This window comes from Dasania sp. GY-MA-18 (assembly GCF_024734385.1).
In the GTDB taxonomy this organism is placed as follows: Bacteria; Pseudomonadota; Gammaproteobacteria; order Pseudomonadales; family Dasaniaceae; genus Dasania; species Dasania phycosphaerae.
Genome location: NZ_JANHAP010000011.1, coordinates 113,291 through 130,354 on the forward strand (window position 1 = coordinate 113,291; position 17,064 = coordinate 130,354).

At 48.0% G+C, this 17,064-nt stretch carries 15 protein-coding genes; 4 read left to right on the plus strand and 11 right to left on the minus strand.

Features of this window, described 5'->3' with window-relative positions; all coding sequences use genetic code 11:
- Position 1: 1 nt before the first annotated feature.
- From NO559_RS13755 to NO559_RS13765, 3 genes are all read right to left on the minus strand, one after another.
- Positions 2–1,030 (minus strand): heme A synthase, encoded by a 1,029-nt coding sequence (locus NO559_RS13755; protein WP_258332440.1) that lies wholly within the window; start codon positions 1,028–1,030, stop codon positions 2–4.
- Positions 1,031–1,104: 74 nt separating this feature from the next.
- Positions 1,105–1,740, minus strand: coding sequence for a hypothetical protein (locus NO559_RS13760; protein WP_258332441.1), 636 nt, complete (start codon positions 1,738–1,740; stop codon positions 1,105–1,107).
- Between the two features lie 31 nt (positions 1,741–1,771).
- Complete coding sequence (locus NO559_RS13765; protein WP_258332442.1) at positions 1,772–2,542, minus strand: SURF1 family protein; 771 nt, start codon at positions 2,540–2,542, stop codon at positions 1,772–1,774.
- A 45-nt stretch (positions 2,543–2,587) separates the two neighbouring features.
- Between NO559_RS13765 and NO559_RS13770 the strand changes: the two genes are divergently transcribed.
- Positions 2,588–2,842, plus strand: a complete 255-nt coding sequence (locus NO559_RS13770; protein WP_258332443.1) for a DUF2909 domain-containing protein — start codon at positions 2,588–2,590, stop codon at positions 2,840–2,842.
- 626 nt (positions 2,843–3,468) lie between these two features.
- On the opposite strand, the gene NO559_RS13775 is transcribed toward NO559_RS13770, so the two are convergent.
- The 4 genes from NO559_RS13775 to coxB all read right to left on the minus strand — a co-directional run bounded on the left by NO559_RS13775 (position 3,469) and on the right by coxB (position 7,816).
- On the minus strand, positions 3,469–4,419 hold the full coding sequence (locus tag NO559_RS13775; RefSeq protein ID WP_258332444.1) for a cytochrome c oxidase subunit 3: 951 nt from the start codon (positions 4,417–4,419) through the stop codon (positions 3,469–3,471).
- 91 nt (positions 4,420–4,510) lie between these two features.
- Positions 4,511–5,071 carry a cytochrome c oxidase assembly protein gene (locus tag NO559_RS13780; RefSeq protein ID WP_258332445.1) on the minus strand — a complete coding sequence of 187 codons (561 nt, stop codon included), beginning with the start codon at positions 5,069–5,071 and terminating at the stop codon, positions 4,511–4,513.
- A gap of 18 nt (positions 5,072–5,089) precedes the next feature.
- Complete coding sequence (ctaD, locus tag NO559_RS13785) at positions 5,090–6,649, minus strand: cytochrome c oxidase subunit I (protein ID WP_258332446.1); 1,560 nt, start codon at positions 6,647–6,649, stop codon at positions 5,090–5,092.
- 9 nt (positions 6,650–6,658) lie between these two features.
- Positions 6,659–7,816, minus strand: a complete 1,158-nt coding sequence (gene coxB, locus NO559_RS13790; RefSeq protein WP_258332447.1) for a cytochrome c oxidase subunit II — start codon at positions 7,814–7,816, stop codon at positions 6,659–6,661.
- A 373-nt stretch (positions 7,817–8,189) separates the two neighbouring features.
- Between coxB and NO559_RS13795 the strand changes: the two genes are divergently transcribed.
- Both NO559_RS13795 and NO559_RS13800 read left to right on the plus strand, forming a co-directional pair.
- Entirely contained in the window at positions 8,190–9,518 is a 1,329-nt protein-coding gene (locus tag NO559_RS13795; RefSeq protein ID WP_258332448.1) for an MATE family efflux transporter, read from the plus strand.
- Positions 9,519–9,639: 121 nt separating this feature from the next.
- The gene (locus NO559_RS13800; RefSeq protein WP_258332449.1) at positions 9,640–10,290 is read left to right on the plus strand and encodes a hypothetical protein; all 651 of its coding nucleotides are present in this window, start codon (positions 9,640–9,642) and stop codon (positions 10,288–10,290) included.
- An 11-nt stretch (positions 10,291–10,301) separates the two neighbouring features.
- Here the strand turns inward: NO559_RS13800 and NO559_RS13805 are convergent, their stop codons facing one another.
- A complete protein-coding gene (locus NO559_RS13805) occupies positions 10,302–11,741 on the minus strand; it encodes a PLP-dependent aminotransferase family protein (RefSeq protein WP_258332450.1) in 1,440 nt (479 codons plus the stop codon).
- Positions 11,742–11,915: 174 nt separating this feature from the next.
- On the opposite strand from NO559_RS13805, the gene ccoG reads away from it, so the two are divergent.
- Complete coding sequence (ccoG, locus tag NO559_RS13810) at positions 11,916–13,343, plus strand: cytochrome c oxidase accessory protein CcoG (protein WP_258332451.1); 1,428 nt, start codon at positions 11,916–11,918, stop codon at positions 13,341–13,343.
- Between the two features lie 13 nt (positions 13,344–13,356).
- Here ccoG and NO559_RS13815 read toward each other — a convergent pair whose 3' ends face one another.
- The 3 genes from NO559_RS13815 to NO559_RS13825 all read right to left on the minus strand — a co-directional run bounded on the left by NO559_RS13815 (position 13,357) and on the right by NO559_RS13825 (position 17,025).
- Entirely contained in the window at positions 13,357–14,235 is an 879-nt protein-coding gene (locus NO559_RS13815; RefSeq protein ID WP_258332452.1) for an urea transporter, read from the minus strand.
- A gap of 14 nt (positions 14,236–14,249) precedes the next feature.
- Positions 14,250–14,516 (minus strand): YheV family putative zinc ribbon protein, encoded by a 267-nt coding sequence (locus tag NO559_RS13820; protein ID WP_258332453.1) that lies wholly within the window; start codon positions 14,514–14,516, stop codon positions 14,250–14,252.
- Between the two features lie 442 nt (positions 14,517–14,958).
- The gene (locus tag NO559_RS13825; RefSeq protein WP_258332454.1) at positions 14,959–17,025 is read right to left on the minus strand and encodes a M3 family metallopeptidase; all 2,067 of its coding nucleotides are present in this window, start codon (positions 17,023–17,025) and stop codon (positions 14,959–14,961) included.
- Between the last annotated feature and the right edge of the window lie 39 nt (positions 17,026–17,064).

The window sequence follows — 17,064 nt, forward strand, 5'->3', positions numbered from 1 at the left end:
TTTACTGGCTACGGCTGGTTTGTACTTGGTAATTTAGGGTAACCATAACCAGTAGTAACAATGCGCCGCCTAGGTTGTGAGCCACGGCTATAGCCAGTGGAAATTTAAAGATGATATTCCCCAAGCCTAATAGCACTTGCAGGCTTAGCATAATGATGACAATTTTTGCCATGCGCTGAGTTGGGCTACGGGGCCCCAGCCGCAACATCATCATAGCCAAAATAATTAAATACACGCTGGTGATAATTGCACCTATACGATGGCTAAAATGTATGGCGATGCGCGACTCATTATCCATAGTGCCGCCCAAATAATTTGGGCCTATGGCCTGAAAAATATCAAAGCCCTGGCTAAAGTTCATAGCTGGTAACCACTGGTTTTGGCAAGTCGGTAAATCAGGGCAGGCTACTGCTGCGTAATTAGAGGTAGTCCAGCCGCCTAACGCGACTTGGCAGGCGACGATAATTAAACCCAGTAAGGCCCATTTTTTTAATGCTGTTACTTTTTGATAAACATCTTTAGGCAACTGCCAAGGATTATTGCTTAAACGTAGCGTTAGCAACCAATACAAACTAAAGGTGGTAAAGCCCCCCAGCAAATGCGCCGTAACGATTTGCGGCCACAGTTTAAGGGTGACCGTCCACATGCCAAACATGCCCTGCAAAATAATAAAGCCCAGCATAAACAAGGGTAGTTTAAAGGGTTGCTCTGGGCTGCGGTATTTAAAGGCCAGCGCCACTAAAATAATACTGATTAAACCCAGTGCCGAGGCAAAGTAACGGTGCACCATCTCCGGCCAGGTTTTGTCGTGTTCTACCGGCGTGTCGGGGAACAATTGATTGGCTTTTTCTACTTCGGTCGCAGTGTCTGGCCAAAACATATGGCCATAGCAACCCGGCCAATCGGGGCAACCCAAACCCGCATCAGCCAAGCGGGTAAACGCCCCCAAGCCTAGAACAAATACCGCCAATACCGTGCCAAACAGGGCCAGCTTAAAACCGGGCTTTCTTTTTTCTGCTGAGTTAAACAATGTTGTGGCCTCAACTTATTTTTTAATTATTTTCTAGCGGCTAGGAACTAGGAACTAGGAACTATCAACTTTAACTACTTCAACAAACGTTTCATATCCTTAATCACTTTTTTGCCCAAGTCATTTAAGGTGCCTTGCTGCAGGTCTTCGGCTTGGTAGTACATCATTAGCCAGCCGTGATGGTCGACCACATAAAAGCGATTTTCCGCTAGCTCCGCCACCGCTGAACCCGCCAGCAGTTGCTGTAAATCTTTTTTAGCGACATAGAGCATGTCAGTCGTGTTGTATTGTTCAGCTAACAAACCCTGTAGTGATTGACCCACGCTATCGTCGTAGTTTAGGTATAAGCGTCGCACCTGTGGCACACGCCGCTCTAGGGCGTGATGGGCTTGGCGACTAAGGTATAACATGCGCTCGCAGCTGTGTTGGCATTCACTCCCACCTATCACAACAAAGCTCCATTTAGGTTCGGGCTGGCTGTAGTCATAGGGCTGGCCGTTGCGTGTTGTTAACGGCAGCTCGGCTAGCTGTAGCGGCGGGGTAATTAATACGCCATTATTCACTGTGCCTAAATCTAATACTTTATTATTGACCATGTAATACAGCAGTGTTGATAACAGTAATACCGCGACGGGTATACCGACTATGGCATATAACACTGTGCGGCCACTACCGGCTTTACTCTGTTGTTTTGCTGCTAATTCTGTCACCCTGTTAACCCTTTTATTATTTGGCTTTAGGTTATTGCTGCCGCGCCTTGCGCTGCTTGTATAGCGCCCAAAGGTTGGTATTGGCCAGCAACAGTATTATCACTGCCATCGCTGCCAGGCTAAACCACTGTACGGCGTAGCCGGTGTGCTTGGCGGGCTCTATATTAACCACCAGCCAATTGCGTTCTAACACTCCCGCTGCGCCTTGAGCTAAACGCAGCGAGTATGGAAACATAGCCTGCTGCATTTCTTGTTGCAAGTGCTTAATGTCTAAAACCTGTGTCACTCTAGGCCATTTTTTGTTGTTATCGGCTGCCAGCTGCATCATGGTTGATTGTGGTATATGCAACTGGCCAATTAATTGCTGCGGCCCCGCAGGCGGCGGTGGAATCGCAGGCAGGCTTAAACGGGCGGCATCGCCCTTAAGCCAACCGCGGTTAACCCATAGCCATTGGCTCTTATCAGCTGCGCCGCCATCTAACTCAAACGCTGTTAGCAGTTCGTAGCCAAAACTGCCGCGATAAATTTTATTATCCAGTAACAAGTTCCACTGCGGCAGATACTGGCCAGTCACGATGAGCGGTTGGTAACGGCTATCTGCGGGGTTTTCTAACTGGCTGATAGGCACCGGCGCACTGGCCGCTCGCTGGCTGTACAGGGCCTTAAGTACGCGCTTTTGCTCGGCTCTATCTAGCTGCCAGCAACCCAGCCACAACAACAACGGCAGTAGCGCCAAGGCCAAGACTGTTGCCGGCCAGTTGATCGCTAGTGTTAATCTTGCTTTGGGCGCTGTTGTAGCCATAACTGTTGTGTATACTCTGGACTAACTTATAACGGAGAATAAAAAATGTGGTTAAAAGTTGTCATTATTATTTTATTTATTGCCCTGGTTATTAGCCTATTTACCGGCTTTGGCTTTTTAATAAAAGACCAAGGCGATAAACATCAAGACGGCCTGTGGAATTCTATCAGTGTTCGACTAATAATTGCGGTTTTATTAATGGGTTTTGTCACTTATGGCGTAACTACTGGGCAATTAAAGTCGCAAGCCCCCTGGGGTAAGGGGCCGGTACCGCAGGCGGCTAAGCCTGTTGCTGAATAGCTATAGTTCTTACTGGGCTTGATCCCGTATATTTTCTTTTTATTAGCGCGGTTACAATTTAGAAAGGGTTTCGCCCTCTTGGCCGAGGTACTTTTTCTTTGCACAAGAAGAAAGTTATGGATGCCGGATCAAGTCCGGCAGAGCCTGCCCCGCGACTGCCAGGAGTGTCTTGGGTAAGACAAAACTACTTCGGCTTAGTCACAGTCATTCCGGCGCAAGCCCACTACTGTCCGGAATAATCTCCTAATCGTCATACCCGCGAAAGCGGGTATCCAGTTACGATAAAAGGCCTACACACATCAACATTCAAATTTACCATTAACGACTATAAATACAGGCTGTTATTAAACTCAAAGTAATTTTCCTGGATTGATCTATTCCGTTGTTCTGGACCCCCGCTTTCGCGAGGGTGACGCATTAAAAATTGAGTCTCCATTCTGATTTAACGCGTTTCGTGCTTATAGTGTAGGCCGAAACGCATTTTCCTATAATTTATCCCGGACAGCTGTGGGCGCAAGCCGGAATCCAAAACCCTCCCTACATAAATTCACCCATAAAAAAACGGCAGTAGCTTTCGCCCCGCCGTTTTTCTTTTTTCTTGTAGCTTGTAGCTTGTAGCTTGTAGCTTAAAGAATATAAACAAACAACATCAAGAATATCCACACCACATCCACAAAGTGCCAATACCAAGCCGAAGCTTCAAAACCGAAGTGGTCGTCTTTAGTAAAGTGGCTTGCTTTCATGGAGCGCAACCACTGTATGGTTAGCATAATCGCCCCCATACACACGTGAAAGCCGTGAAAACCTGTGAGAAAGAAGAAGGTAGTACCGTATATACCTGCCCCTAAAGTTAGGCCTAACTCATGCATAGCCTCTTGGTATTCCACCACTTGGAAGCCAACAAACACAAAGCCTAATATCAAGGTAACACCTAACCACATATTAAACTTGCTGCGCTGCTCTTCTTTTAAGGCGTGGTGCGCAAAGTGCAAAGTTACCGATGAGCTTAATAATAATATGGTGTTAATGAGCGGAATATGTGTCCAGTCTACCGTGCCGTCAGCGCCTTTAAAGGTACCGTTGTTGGCTATGGTTTGATTGGCTATGCCCACGGCATCTTGTGGCGTTGTGTTCATAGGCCAGTTGTATTCAAAGCCCGGCCACAATAGCCCGTTCATGCGGCCCCCTTCACCTTCGCCAGCCAACCAAGGGCCTACCAGGTTGCGCACATACCACAGCGTGCCAAACAGGGCGAAGAAAAACATCACCTCTGAAAATATAAACCACTGCATACCAATAACGTAAGAGCGTTTAAGTTGCGCGCTGTTTTTGCCCGCTAGATTTTCTACTATGGTAGTGCGAAACCACCAAAATAAAACCGCAGAAAATGAAAACAAGCCTACGGTAAAATAGATTTTTGAGTTAGTTGCAACATCTGGATCGCCCCATGACATATCGTTAATCATGCTGGCTGCGCCGAATAAAGTCAGGAACAAACTGATACTGGCGAGAAACGCCAGTGGGCTGCTCTCTGGCACGTAATAGGTCTCGTGACCGTTATTGCTTTGACCTGCCATTTTATTTCTCCGTTTATTCTTTTCTCTTTATGGCTTTCTTTATCTTAGTTAGCGTTAAGAAAAAAGACCCTTCTTATTGTCATTGATAAATCTATCGCGATGCTACCGAAGGTTTTTTTACCATCTCGGTGACATCAAAAATGGTGTAAGACAAGGTGATGGTTTTTATGTCGGCGGGTAAATCCCTATCGACTATAAACTGCAGGGGCATTTCTGTTTCAGCGCCGCCCGCTAGGGGTTGCTGGTTGAAACAAAAACACTCGGTTTTATGAAAATACTGCGTGGCTCTACCGGGGGTTAAGCTGGGTATAGCTTGTGCCACCATATTGTAGTCGCGCGGATTTTTTGCATAAAACACGGTGCTGTTTATCGCCCCTGGGTGCACTTTTAGCTCGGTCACCGTGGGGCGAAATTGCCAGGGCATTTGATCGTTGATGGTGGCAACAAACTGCACGGTTACCGTGCGGCTAGTATCAACACCAGCCTCGACCACTTCATAACGCCCACCTGTTTTGCCATTGATACCTAGCTGCTCGCACAGCACGTTATACAAGGGCACCATCACTAAAGGCACAAAGAACAGCATAAACACTACCGTCGCCACCAATTTGATAACGGTTTTGCTGATAGATGTTTGCTGCTGTTCGGCCATGATTATCTTGCCTATGCCTTATTTCACATTGGGTGGTGTAGTAAAGGTGTGGTAGGGCGCAGGTGATGGCAGCGTCCACTCCAAACCTTCGGCACCTTCCCATGCTTTCTCTGCTGGTGCTGGCTTACCGGCTAATATGGTGCGCAGCACGTTAAATAAGAATAGCAGTTGTGAAGCACCGTAGATAAACGCACCTATAGACGACATCATATTGAAGTCAGAAAACTGCAGGGCGTAATCGGGTATACGGCGTGGCATGCCCGCTAAGCCTAAGAAGTGCTGCGGGAAGAAGGTGAGGTTAAAGCCTATAAAGGAGATCCAGAAATGGGCCTTACCCATGCCTTCGTCGTACATTTTGCCTGTCCACTTGGGCAACCAGTAGTATACCGCCGCCGACATACTAAACACCGCACCCGCCACCATCACGTAATGGAAGTGAGCAACTACGAAGTAGCTGTCGTGATACTGGAAGTCCACCGGCGCCAGCGATAGCATCACCCCGGTAAATCCACCTATGGTAAATAGGAAAACAAAACCTAGGCAGAACAGCATGGGGGTTTCAAAAGTCATTGCCCCCTGCCACATGGTGGTAATCCAGTTAAACACCTTCACCCCGGTAGGCACCGCGATCAGCATGGTGGCATACATAAAGAACAGCTCACCGGCTACCGGTATACCCACGGTGTACATGTGGTGTACCCACACGATAAACGACAGGAAGGCGATAGAGGCGGTGGCGTACACCATAGAGTCATAGCCAAATAGCGGCTTGCGCGCAAAGGTGGGGATAATCTGCGATACCACACCAAAAGCAGGCAGTATGATGATGTATACCTCGGGATGACCAAAGAACCAGAATATATGCTGGAACAATACCGGATCACCACCACCGGCAGCACTAAAGAAGGAGGTGCCAAAGTGTATATCCATCAACATCATGGTGACACAGGCCGCCAGTACCGGCATAACCGCAACCAGTAAGAAGGCGGTGATCAACCAGGTCCACACAAACAGTGGCATCTTCATATAGGTCATACCAGGGGCACGCATATTCACCACGGTAGCGATGATATTGATAGAGCCCATAATGGACGACAAGCCCATTAAGTGGATGGCAAATATAAAATAGGTCACGCTGGGTGGCGCATAGGTGGTAGACAGTGGCGCGTAAAAAGTCCAACCGTAGTTGGGTGCGCCGCCATCCATAAACAAGGTTGAAGCCAGCATTAAGAACGTGGGCGGTAAAATCCAGAAGCTCCAGTTGTTCATGCGTGGCAACGCCATATCTGGCGCACCTATCATCATAGGGATTAACCAGTTAGCCAGGCCCACAAAAGCCGGCATAATGGCACCAAACACCATCACCAAGCCATGCATGGTGGTCATTTGGTTAAAAAATTCAGGATCGACAATTTGTATGCCTGGCTGGAACAGTTCAGCACGTATAACCATGGCGAAAGCACCGCCCAGGATAAACATGGCAAAACTAAACCACAGGTACATAGTGCCTATGTCTTTGTGATTGGTAGTCGTTAACCAACGTGTAAAGCCTTTAGCAGGCCCGTGATGTGCACTCATAGTGGCCTCCTATTTACCTTGCTTGAAGTTGTAGACGTCTATGGGCTGTACCACATCGCCCATATTATTACCGAAGGCATTACGCTGGTAGGTAATGACCGCCGCCATCTCAACATCGTTTATTTGACCGCCAAAGGCTTGCATGGCTGTACCCGGTACCCCGTTAACCCCTACATCTAAATGGGTAGCTAAGGCACCGGTAGCTATGGGGCTCTTGGCTATGGCTTTACCTACACCGCCTTCACCGTTGGCTCCGTGGCAAGCGGCACAGCTTTTGTCGTAAACCTCTTTACCTGCTGCCATTTGCTCATCGAGGCTAAAGTTTTTACTCATTAGTGCTTTGATTTCGGCAGCCTGTGACTTTTTCTCGTTTAGCCAGTTTTTGTATTCGGCCTCTTCAACTACGTTAACCACTATAGGCATATAGCCGTGGTCTTTACCGCAGAGCTCGGCACACTGGCCGCGATAGATACCGGTTTGGGTAGCCTTGGTCCAAGTTTCGTTGATAAAACCGGGAATGGCATCGCGCTTAACCGCTAAGGCTGGCACCCACCAAGCGTGGATTACATCGTTGGCGGTAACCAAAAAGCGTACTTTTTTGTTCACCGGAAGCACCATGGGCTCGTCTACCTCTAGTAGGTAGTGTTGGCCTTTGGCATCTTCGTTATAAATTTCAGTTTTGCCGGTACGCAGGTTACTGAAGAAGGAGACATTGTCACCGTTAGGGTCTATGTACTCGTATTTCCACTTCCATTGATAGCCGGTAATCATCACATCTAAGTCCGCATCGTCGGTGTCATACACCTCTAACAGGGTTTTTGTGGCGGGGAAGGCAATCACAATCAGAATAATGAAAGGCACTACGGTCCAAGCTATTTCTACCGAGGTACTTTCGTGGAAATCGGCGGGTTTAGCGCCCAGTGATTTACGGTGAGTTAAAATTGAATAAAACATTAGGCCAAAAACAACTACGCCTATCCACACACAGATCCAAAAAACCGTCATGTGTAAGTCGTAAATTTTTGCACCGAGTTCAGTAACGCCTGGCGTGAGGTTAGTCTGCCAGCGCTGAGCTTCTTCAGCCCAGGCAGCTGTACCCAGCATGCTGAGTAACATCAGCACAGGACTAAGCGCCAGCTTTGAGAGCCGCTTCGCTTGTAAATGCATCTCCCGTGTCTCCATTTTATTGTTAATATTGTTCGGCACTCGCCAAACCAATAGCCAATAAAATATAGCTATAGCACTAAACCAACTAGGGCTTGCTACTGTTAGTTAAACGCTATGCGCATAACTAACCACCAATTAAGAGATTAAACTGCAATCGCTTGTGAAATTAGTGTCTTATTGTTGTTATTGGACGACTAAAAAACCACTGTAGAAACCGGTGGAAGCTTAGCTCCACGAGTAACCGAAATGCGACAAAACGTCGCGATTATAACGAGCTTTTTTGGCATAGGCCAAGTCAAACCTAGCAGAAATCTGATTAAAGTGCAGACAAAGCGATAATTTTTTATTCAAACAGGCTTAAAAACAGACAGATATGCCCTACCACAAAACACTAAACCACAAGATATGGGCTTTAGCCTGGCCCATGATTATTTCCAATCTTTCTGTTCCCTTATTGGGATTAGTGGATACCGCGATACTGGGGCACTTGGATTCTGCTCATTATTTAGCCGCTGTTGCCGTAGGCAGCAGCGTATTATCGTTTTTATATTGGGGCTTTGGTTTTTTACGCATGGGGACTACCGGTTTTGCCGCCCAGGCTTATGGCGCCAATAATGGCCAAGCCAGTCGTCAACTTGTCGCCCAAAGTATGATTATGGGGGCAAGCATAGGCGCAGTGTTATTAATCACCAGCCCTTGGCTGTTACAACTGGGGCTGACTTTAGTCGAGGCTCCCGCCAATGCCCAAGCGCTGGCCTTGAGCTACTGCCAAATCCGTATTTTTAGTGCCCCCGCCGTGCTGGTTAACTATGCCATCGTTGGCTGGTTAATCGGCCATCAACAGACCCGCTGGCCGCTGTTGATTATGCTGTTCACCAATATTATCAATATCGTATTAGACCTGTGGTTTATAGTTGGTTTAAAAATGAACAGCGATGGTGCCGCCTGGGCCACCTTAATTGCAGAATACCTAGGCTGTGGCATAGCCCTTTATGTACTCAAGCGACAGCTTGCTCCCATGTCGGGCAGCTTGCAGTGGCCCGCATTGTTAAGTTGGCAGCACTACCAACAGCTGTTAACCGTTAATCGCCATCTGTTTGTGCGTACCCTAGCACTATTAGCCAGCCTTGCTTTTTTTACTGCCCAGGGCGCGCAACAAGGCGCAATTGTTTTGGCGGCCAACGCCATCTTAATGCAGCTGGTGATGTTATCGTCCTATGGCATGGATGGCTTTGCCCATGCCACCGAGGCCTTGGTAGGTGATGCCATAGGTAAAAAAAATCATCGCCGGTTTATTGCCAGCTGCTGGGCCTGCGGCTACTGGGCTGGCTTATCGGCGCTATTATTTAGCCTCACCTTTTGGCTGTTGGGTGAGCACTTGCTGCCACTATTTAGCTCGCTAAGTGATGTGGTTAATACCGCTAAGCTTTATCTGCCTTGGGTTATAGCGCTGCCGCTGCTAGCCGTTGCCAGCTACTGCTTGGATGGTATTTTTATCGGTGCCTCACAATCCCAAGCCATGCAATACACCATGCTACTGGCCAGCCTGGTGGTTTATTTGCCTTGTTGGGCTCTGACTCAACACTGGGGCAACCACGGCCTGTGGTTTGCCTTTGCTGCTTTTAACTTAGCCCGGGGGCTGGGTTTGGCTGCATTTTTTATCCGTTATAACAAACGTCGATATTGGTACTTGCCGCACTAAATAAAAAAGTTTGTTATTTCACTAACACTTTTTGCTAGCTAGGCTAAGGTTTTGTACTAGCCTTAGTGATGAGCACAGCAACCGTTCGTTTTTATTTCCCATTAGCCATAGAGGAGGGCGCGTGAGCATTAACGCTATACACGAAACCATCGCCATGGCTAAAGCCCATGAAGCGAAAACCGGCCACTTAGCAAAGCTGTTAGCCGCAAAATGTGATAACAATGTGCACTTGGCCATCAAGCTGCCAAAACAAAATCCCGAGCAAAGCTTATTGGAGTTTGTAACCGCCTACATAGAACATGCACCGCAATTTTTAGAAGCCGCCAGAGCCATTACTAAACAGGCCAATATAGCCCAATACGCTGAGCCTTATTTTAAAGTCGCCGAAGACTTTTTTTTAAAGCCGCCCGAAATTGTTGCCGGCCATGTGGGTTTAGATGAGCTGATGGATGAGGCCTACTTAGCTCACAGGCTAATCGAAGAGGTGAACGACCGCTTTATGGTTAAGGCTGGCATACCCCTTATTCCCATGGACATGACAGTGTCGAATTTAATTATCCACAGTTTAATAGGCGAGCCCTTTGCTAACGAATTAGATGAGGCGGTAGATTACACCGTGCAAAAAGCCATGGTGAATGAGCATTTATACGCTAGCGTGGCTTTTACCACTTATGCCAAACAACACAAAGCCGATAACTGGCAACAAGAGCGCGAGCAATGGCCCTGTTTAACGGATAATTTGACTATAGGTTTAGAGTTTAGTGACCGCTAATCACCGTCCACCTAACATTTTTGCTCAGCTTCGCTGGCGATAAATTTACCCAATTGCTGTAATGCCTTAGTGCGTGCCTTGGTCCATGGGTGAGCAAAGCTAATACGCAAAAAATGCTGATAGCGTTGCTGGGCCGTAAACAAACGCCCCGGGGTAATAATCACGCCCGCTTTGCGTGCTTGCGCATACAGCGACACCGTACACACTGAGGGCGGCAACTCTAACCAAAGTGCTAAGCCTCCTTGCGGATGACTACAGCTCTGTGCCATAGGTAAATGCTGGGCGATTAACTGTAGCAGCTGCCTATACTGCTGTTGATATTGCTGACGCTTGGCTCGTAAATGGCGCTCCAAGCCACCTTCCTGAATATAATCACTAAGCCCCTGCTGCAGGGTTTGGCTGCTGGCCAAGGCGGTGACTAGTTTGAGTCTTTTAACCGCTGCTAGATACTTGCCAGGGGCTATCCAACCTAGGCGTAAATCTCTGGACAGGGATTTAGAAAAAGAAGAGCACAGCAATACCGAGCCACTGTCATCATAGGAGTAAATACTGCGCGGCCGCAGTGAGCCAAAATAAAGGTCGCCGTAAATATCATCCTCAATAATGGCAATACCCTGGGCGATGCTCAACGCCAAAATTCGCTGTTTATTTTTTTCTGGCATGCAAGCCCCGGTTGGGGTGGCATAGCAGGGCGAGACGATTAAGGCTTTTACCGGCCAATGTTGTAAAGCCATCTCTAAAGCATCGGGGCTAATACCTTCTTCTACCGAGCTGGGTAACTCCAGAGCCTGCAGGCCTAAGGCCTCTAATAATTGAAAAGCCCCGTAAAACCCCGGTGACTCTATGGCGACTATATCACCCGGCGAGGTGGTGGCCATCAAGGCTAATAATAGCGCGTGCTGGCAGCCAGCCGTGACTACCAAGTCCTGGCCGGAAACTTTCGCTCCCGCCATAGCCATGCGCTGTGCCAGTTGGGAGCGCAAAGACCACAGGCCCATAGGCTCATCATAGTAATCTTGCTCTAGGGCAGACTGCCGCCGCTGGGCCCTAGCTAAACAGCGACGCAATTGCTCATTCGCCAACTCATTGGGCTGATCGGGCAGTAAATCAAAAGCCGCCCCTTTAACCATAATATCTAACAGTAATTGATCGGCAGACACCGGGCTTGGTGTTATTGAGGGCTGGCTTAAGGCTGGTGTACTTAAACCGGCCGCATCACTGGCTGCTGAGGCACAGACAAAATACCCCGACCTAGGCCGCGCCGCGATTAGGCCTTCGGCCTCCAAGCGACTATAGGCGGTTAGCACCGTGGATTTAGAGAGTTTATGCTGCCGGCAGTATTCCCGCACTGAGGGCAGGCGTTCACCCACCGCCCGTTGGCCACTGTTGATTTGCTCACGCAACTGGGCCTCAACTTGTTGATAAAGATAAGCGTCTGTGTGTTTAGCCATAGGGGTACAGTGCCAAAAAAAATGATGGGGACAAAGGCTTAGCCCGCATACCTGTACCTTAACATATAAGTTTTTTTGAATCTGTACCCAATAGCATCCCCCACCTAGACTAGCGCCACTTTCTGTATTGGCTATGCCCTGATAGCCCAGCTTTACAAACCGTGGTGCCTTTTTATGCCCTCAGCTATGCCCCCAGCTCAGCCCTCGTCTAAAACGATAACGCCTAGCCCACAAGGCAGTGCCTATATAGATCTCTATCAGCCTTATCAAAAGATTTATACCCGCCAAATTAAGGGCTATTACCAGCGGTTACGGCAATACCTATGCGTACCTCTGCTGCTGGCGTATTTTTTATTACCTTGGCTTTCTATAGATCAACGCCCGGCCATGTTGTTCGACCTCTCGGCGCAACAGTTTCACATTCTATGGGCGACCTTTACTCCCCAAGATGGCTATCTGCTGATGCTATTACTCATGCTGGCCGCTTTTGCTTTATTTGCCTCTACGGTGGTGGTGGGTCGCGCATGGTGTGGATTCACTTGCCCACAAACCGTATGGACCATGATTTTTATGTGGCTGGAAGAGCACAGCGAGGGCAGCCGCAACCAGCGTATTAAGCTAGACCAACAGCCGTGGACGCTTAGCAAGCTGGCGCGCAAAACTTATAAACACAGCCTGTGGCTAATGCTGTCGCTGGCCACCGGCCTTAGCTTTGTCGGTTATTTTTATGGCATCAAAGCCTTGCTTATAGACCTAAGTCACTTTGCCGCTACCTTAGAAGCCTGTTTTTGGGTGCTGTTATTTACTGTGCTCACCTACCTCAATGCCGGCTGGTTGCGAGATCAGGTCTGCAAATACATGTGCCCCTATGCTCGTTTTCAATCGGTGATGTACGACCAGGACACCTTGCTAGTCACTTATGATCAAGCCCGCGGTGAAAATCGTGGCCCCCGTAAAGCTGGCAGCAACTACCAAGCACAGGGCTTAGGTGACTGCATAGATTGCAGCTGGTGTGTGCAAGTGTGCCCGGTAGATATAGACATACGCAACGGCCTACAGTCTGAGTGTATAGACTGCGGCCTGTGCATAGACGCCTGTGATAGCGTGATGGAAAAAATGGCTTACGACAAAGGGTTGATCAGTTTTAGCAGCCAGCGCGCCTCGACAACAGGAATAAAAAAACTATGGCGACCGAGATTAGCGGGCTATTTAATGACCTTTATTATCACCATAGCCTTATTAACCCATACCATAGTTTCGCGGGTACCCCTAAGCCTGACGATTACACGCGATAGAGGCCCCACACTTTATACGGTAGTCGGTAACAATATAGAAAATCGATATAGCCTTAAGGTTCATCATAAGGGTCAGGACAGGCAAACTTTTTTAATTAGCATTAACGGTGAGCTAAACTACCGCCTTAAAGGGCCGCAGCGCATAAGCATAGAAGCGGGCGGCGTATATCAACAGGCCATGCGTATACAATTACCTAAGGACGAATTACAAAAAACCAGCAACCGGTTTACGATTACGGTGCGCTCGGTGCAAGACCCCACTATTAGCGTCCAAAAAATCAGCACCTTTCTTGGCCCTAGTAAATAATAGTCTGCTGCCTTTACACCACTGTAGGTAAATGAAAAAACCTATCAACAATATTTTTGCCAGTCAGCACCAGCCACACTGCCAAAATAAAGGGCGCGGTTAAAGCGGGTGCTGCCATGGTTTGGAATAGCAGGGTAATAGCAAAAGCTATAACGGCACCTAGCAACGGTAATACCACGCTTTTTTTATAATTGCCTGCCAAGGCGATAGCAGCTAATACAGCGTTATAGCCATAAACACCGGCACCGGTTAATTGCTCTGATAAACCCAATAACATGGCCAACATCACCCCCAGCATTGCCGCCAGCAGGCCCCACACGGCCAATAAGCGAGAACTACACACTATGCCCAATGCAAACAACACACCGGTTAGCACATGATCCTGAAACATCACCTGGGCTAGGCCCCTAAAAATAGCCTCGTAAACCACCAGCTCGCTGGCCTTGGCCCTAGCCTCTACTAAGGGAGCCGCAAAAAAATGCGCGCCTATTAACAGCAGCCAAATTGTTAATACAAAAGGGGAGGTATAGGGTGGCAGTGCTTTACTGGTTAGCATCAAACGCATTAATAAGCTTGATAAAATACTGCCTGCTAGCAACAAAATTACCGCCAGCCACGACAGCGGAAAAAAACTGGCAACCGCCAAGCCCACTAAAGCGCCGTTAAATCCATACCAGCCTTTAGCAATGTGTTGGCGACTAAAACCACAGCTGTAAGCCGTTAACAGCGCAATCAGCGAGGCGCTAACCGCTGTTAAAAACTGCGTTACGGAATTAACTAAAATTCCAGCCAAAAAAAACAAACCTGTTAGGCGGTTTTCTTGCAACATAATTTGACCAAAGCCGGTTAAAAAAATATTTATGGCTTGGGTTAAATAAGCAGTCTTTATCATTAATGCTTACTGGCTTAGTGTTTCTTTTTGGGGTCCATAATATTCACTACCGACACTTCATCCTCATGGGCTAAAGGTTTTTCACCTACCCGGGGCTGATTAACACGGGTGGATATCTCTTCCGCCTGGCCATTTTCGTTCATCACATCACTGTAGCCACAGCGCACGCATTCGCGCACTTGTTGGTTTTGTTCATTGCGGAACATGACTAATTTATCCATCTCGGCACAGCGGGGGCAAACGGCACCAGCAATAAAGCGTTTTATGGTTTTTTCTGTCATTTTTACTCTACTTTCAATTATCGGAGTACATTTCAGCATTTATTTCGCTCTGCTGAGCGAGTTACTTGACTCGCTTCGCTCGGCCTACGGCCCGACCTAAAGGTCGTTCAACGCAAAAAGCGCTTATGTGCTTTTGCTTGCCCACAAATTGCATAGCAATTTGGACAACCTTTAGATCGCCCCCCAGGGTGAAAAAACGCCCTAGTGTTTTTGAATCAAAATAACGGCCGCTGCGGAACTCGCACAAAAACGATACTCAATCGTTTTTGTACTCAAACAGTCCTCGCTACTTCGTACCGTTATTTTTCTCCGTTGCTCGGCGACTCCTAAGGGGAATCAGGGTGCTTCGTCGTTACTTTTTCGCCATTCTACGTATAGGTAAGCTTCGTATAAAAATAAAACTATATACCACTGGCTACCGGCTCGTGGCCGGTGCGACAAGCTAGGCTGCTATGCCGCTGTGTCGCAGCAGGGCGGCGGTAGTTGGCTTGCGGCCGCGAAAGGCCTCAAATAATTCCATGGGTTCTTTAGAGCCGCCCATGGTCAGTATGTTTTCTAAAAATGACCTACCGGTTTCGGCATTAAAAATACCTTCTTCTTCAAAACGCGAAAAAGCATCGGCGGATAATACCTCTGCCCATTTATAGCTGTAGTAACCCGCCGCATAACCACCGGCAAAAATATGGCTAAAGCTGTTTTGAAAGCGATTGAATTCGGGGGTGGGGTACACGGATGTTTTTTCGCGCACCTGGTTCAATAGTTCTTGTACCGACAGGTTATTATCCGTTTGCATATGCAGGCTAAAATCAAATAGTGAAAACTCTATTTGCCGCATCATCTGCATACCGGATTGAAAATTTCTAGCCGCTAGCATTTTTTCTAACAATTCATCGGGTAGGGTTTCGCCGGTTTGATAATGGCCAGAGATAATCGCTATGGCTTCTTTTTCCCAACACCAGTTTTCTAAAAATTGGCTGGGTAGCTCTACCGCATCCCAAGCCACGCCATTAATACCCGACACACTGGCGCAATCAATTTGGGTAAGCATATGATGCAGGCCGTGGCCAAATTCGTGGAATAGAGTGGTAACTTCGTTGTGGGTTAATAACGAAGGGGTATCGGCAGTGGGTTGGCTGAAATTGCAGGTTAAAAATGCTACCGGTAATTGCAGCTCGCCGTTTTGTTTAATTCTGCGTACCCGGCAATCGGCCATCCACGCGCCGCCACGTTTATGTTGGCGGGCAAAAATATCTAAATAAAATTGGGCAATAAGCTGGCCATCTTTTTTAATGCTAAATAAACGCGCATCCCCGTGCCAGCTATCAAACGTTTTTTGTTCTTCTATATCTATGGCGAATAAGCGCTTAACCGTGGCAAACATGCCGGCTATCACTTTATCGGCGGGGAAGTAGGGGCGCAGTTGCTCTTGTGATAAATCGTATTTGGCTAGACGTAGTTTTTCGCTGTAGTAGGCTACATCCCAGGCATTAACCTGCGCCGCGCCTTGCTGCTGGGCATAGGCCTCTAGCTCGGCAAAATCCTGTTGTGCAATTTTAAAAGAGTGCTCGGCCAAGTCATTTAAAAAGCCTAACACCTGCTCGCAGCTTTCGGCCATTTTAGTGGCCAGTGAGCGTTCGGCATAGTTATTAAAACCTAATAGCTGCGCTAGCTCTTGCCGCAATGCTAGCGTTTCCTCGATTAAGGCGCTGTTATCCCACTGCTTGCCATCGCCGTTTAAGGCCATGCCCAATTCAGAGGCGCGGGTATTGTAGGCGCGATACAGTTCTTCGCGCAGCGCGGCATTGTCGGCGTATTGCATGGCGGGCAAGTAGGCGGGTATGTCTAAGCTGATCACATAGCCTGTTAGCTGTTTTTGTTGCGCCAATTGTTGATACATGGCCAAGGCGGTTTCAGGTACGCCGCTAAGCTCTTGCACATCAGTAATATGTTTATACCAACCGTGGGTGGCATCTAAAACATTGTTTGAAAATTGGGTGCCCAGTTCGGCCAAACGCTGTTTGAGTTCAACAAAGCGCTGCTTGTCGGCGCCCTCTAAGGCTATGCCCGACAGTTTAAAATCGCGCAGCTCATTATTAATAACTTTTTGCTGGGCTGTATTTAGAGTTTTAAAATGCTCGCTATTGGCCAGCTGCTGATAGGCTTTAAACAAGTCCTGGTTTTGCCCCAGCTCGGTGCCGTACTCGGTGAGCTTAGGCAGGCAGGCGTTATACACATCGCGCAGCGCATCGGAGTTTTTCACGCCGTTTAAATGGCTAACCGGCGACCAAAAATTATTTATCTCATCGCCCCACTCTTCCATAGGTAGCACCAGCGTTTGCCAAGTTGGCGCTTGCTGCTCAAAACTGGCCAGCAATTGAGCAATCTTTTTGCGATTGCGGCTTAGCAACTCATCTAGAGCAGGCTCTATAAGCTCGACGGCAAAATCAGCAAAATTAGGCAGGGCGGCTTGCGCTAATAGGGCATGGTGGGCAGATGTATTCTGGGACACGGTTAACTCTCATTTATTGCTGTTACTAAGGCCGCTATT

Coding starts and splice junctions, on each gene's coding strand:
- coxB (WP_258332447.1), bottom strand. CDS start 7,816: ATGCATTTACAAGCGAAGCGGCTCTCAAAGCTGGCGCTTAGTCCTGTG.
- NO559_RS13765 (WP_258332442.1), bottom strand. CDS start 2,542: ATGGCTACAACAGCGCCCAAAGCAAGATTAACACTAGCGATCAACTGG.
- NO559_RS13820 (WP_258332453.1), bottom strand. CDS start 14,516: ATGACAGAAAAAACCATAAAACGCTTTATTGCTGGTGCCGTTTGCCCC.
- NO559_RS13795 (WP_258332448.1), top strand. CDS start 8,190: ATGCCCTACCACAAAACACTAAACCACAAGATATGGGCTTTAGCCTGG.
- NO559_RS13815 (WP_258332452.1), bottom strand. CDS start 14,235: ATGATAAAGACTGCTTATTTAACCCAAGCCATAAATATTTTTTTAACC.
- NO559_RS13775 (WP_258332444.1), bottom strand. CDS start 4,419: ATGGCAGGTCAAAGCAATAACGGTCACGAGACCTATTACGTGCCAGAG.
- ctaD (WP_258332446.1), bottom strand. CDS start 6,649: ATGAGTGCACATCACGGGCCTGCTAAAGGCTTTACACGTTGGTTAACG.
- ccoG (WP_258332451.1), top strand. CDS start 11,916: ATGCCCTCAGCTATGCCCCCAGCTCAGCCCTCGTCTAAAACGATAACG.
- NO559_RS13770 (WP_258332443.1), top strand. CDS start 2,588: ATGTGGTTAAAAGTTGTCATTATTATTTTATTTATTGCCCTGGTTATT.
- NO559_RS13805 (WP_258332450.1), bottom strand. CDS start 11,741: ATGGCTAAACACACAGACGCTTATCTTTATCAACAAGTTGAGGCCCAG.
- NO559_RS13780 (WP_258332445.1), bottom strand. CDS start 5,071: ATGGCCGAACAGCAGCAAACATCTATCAGCAAAACCGTTATCAAATTG.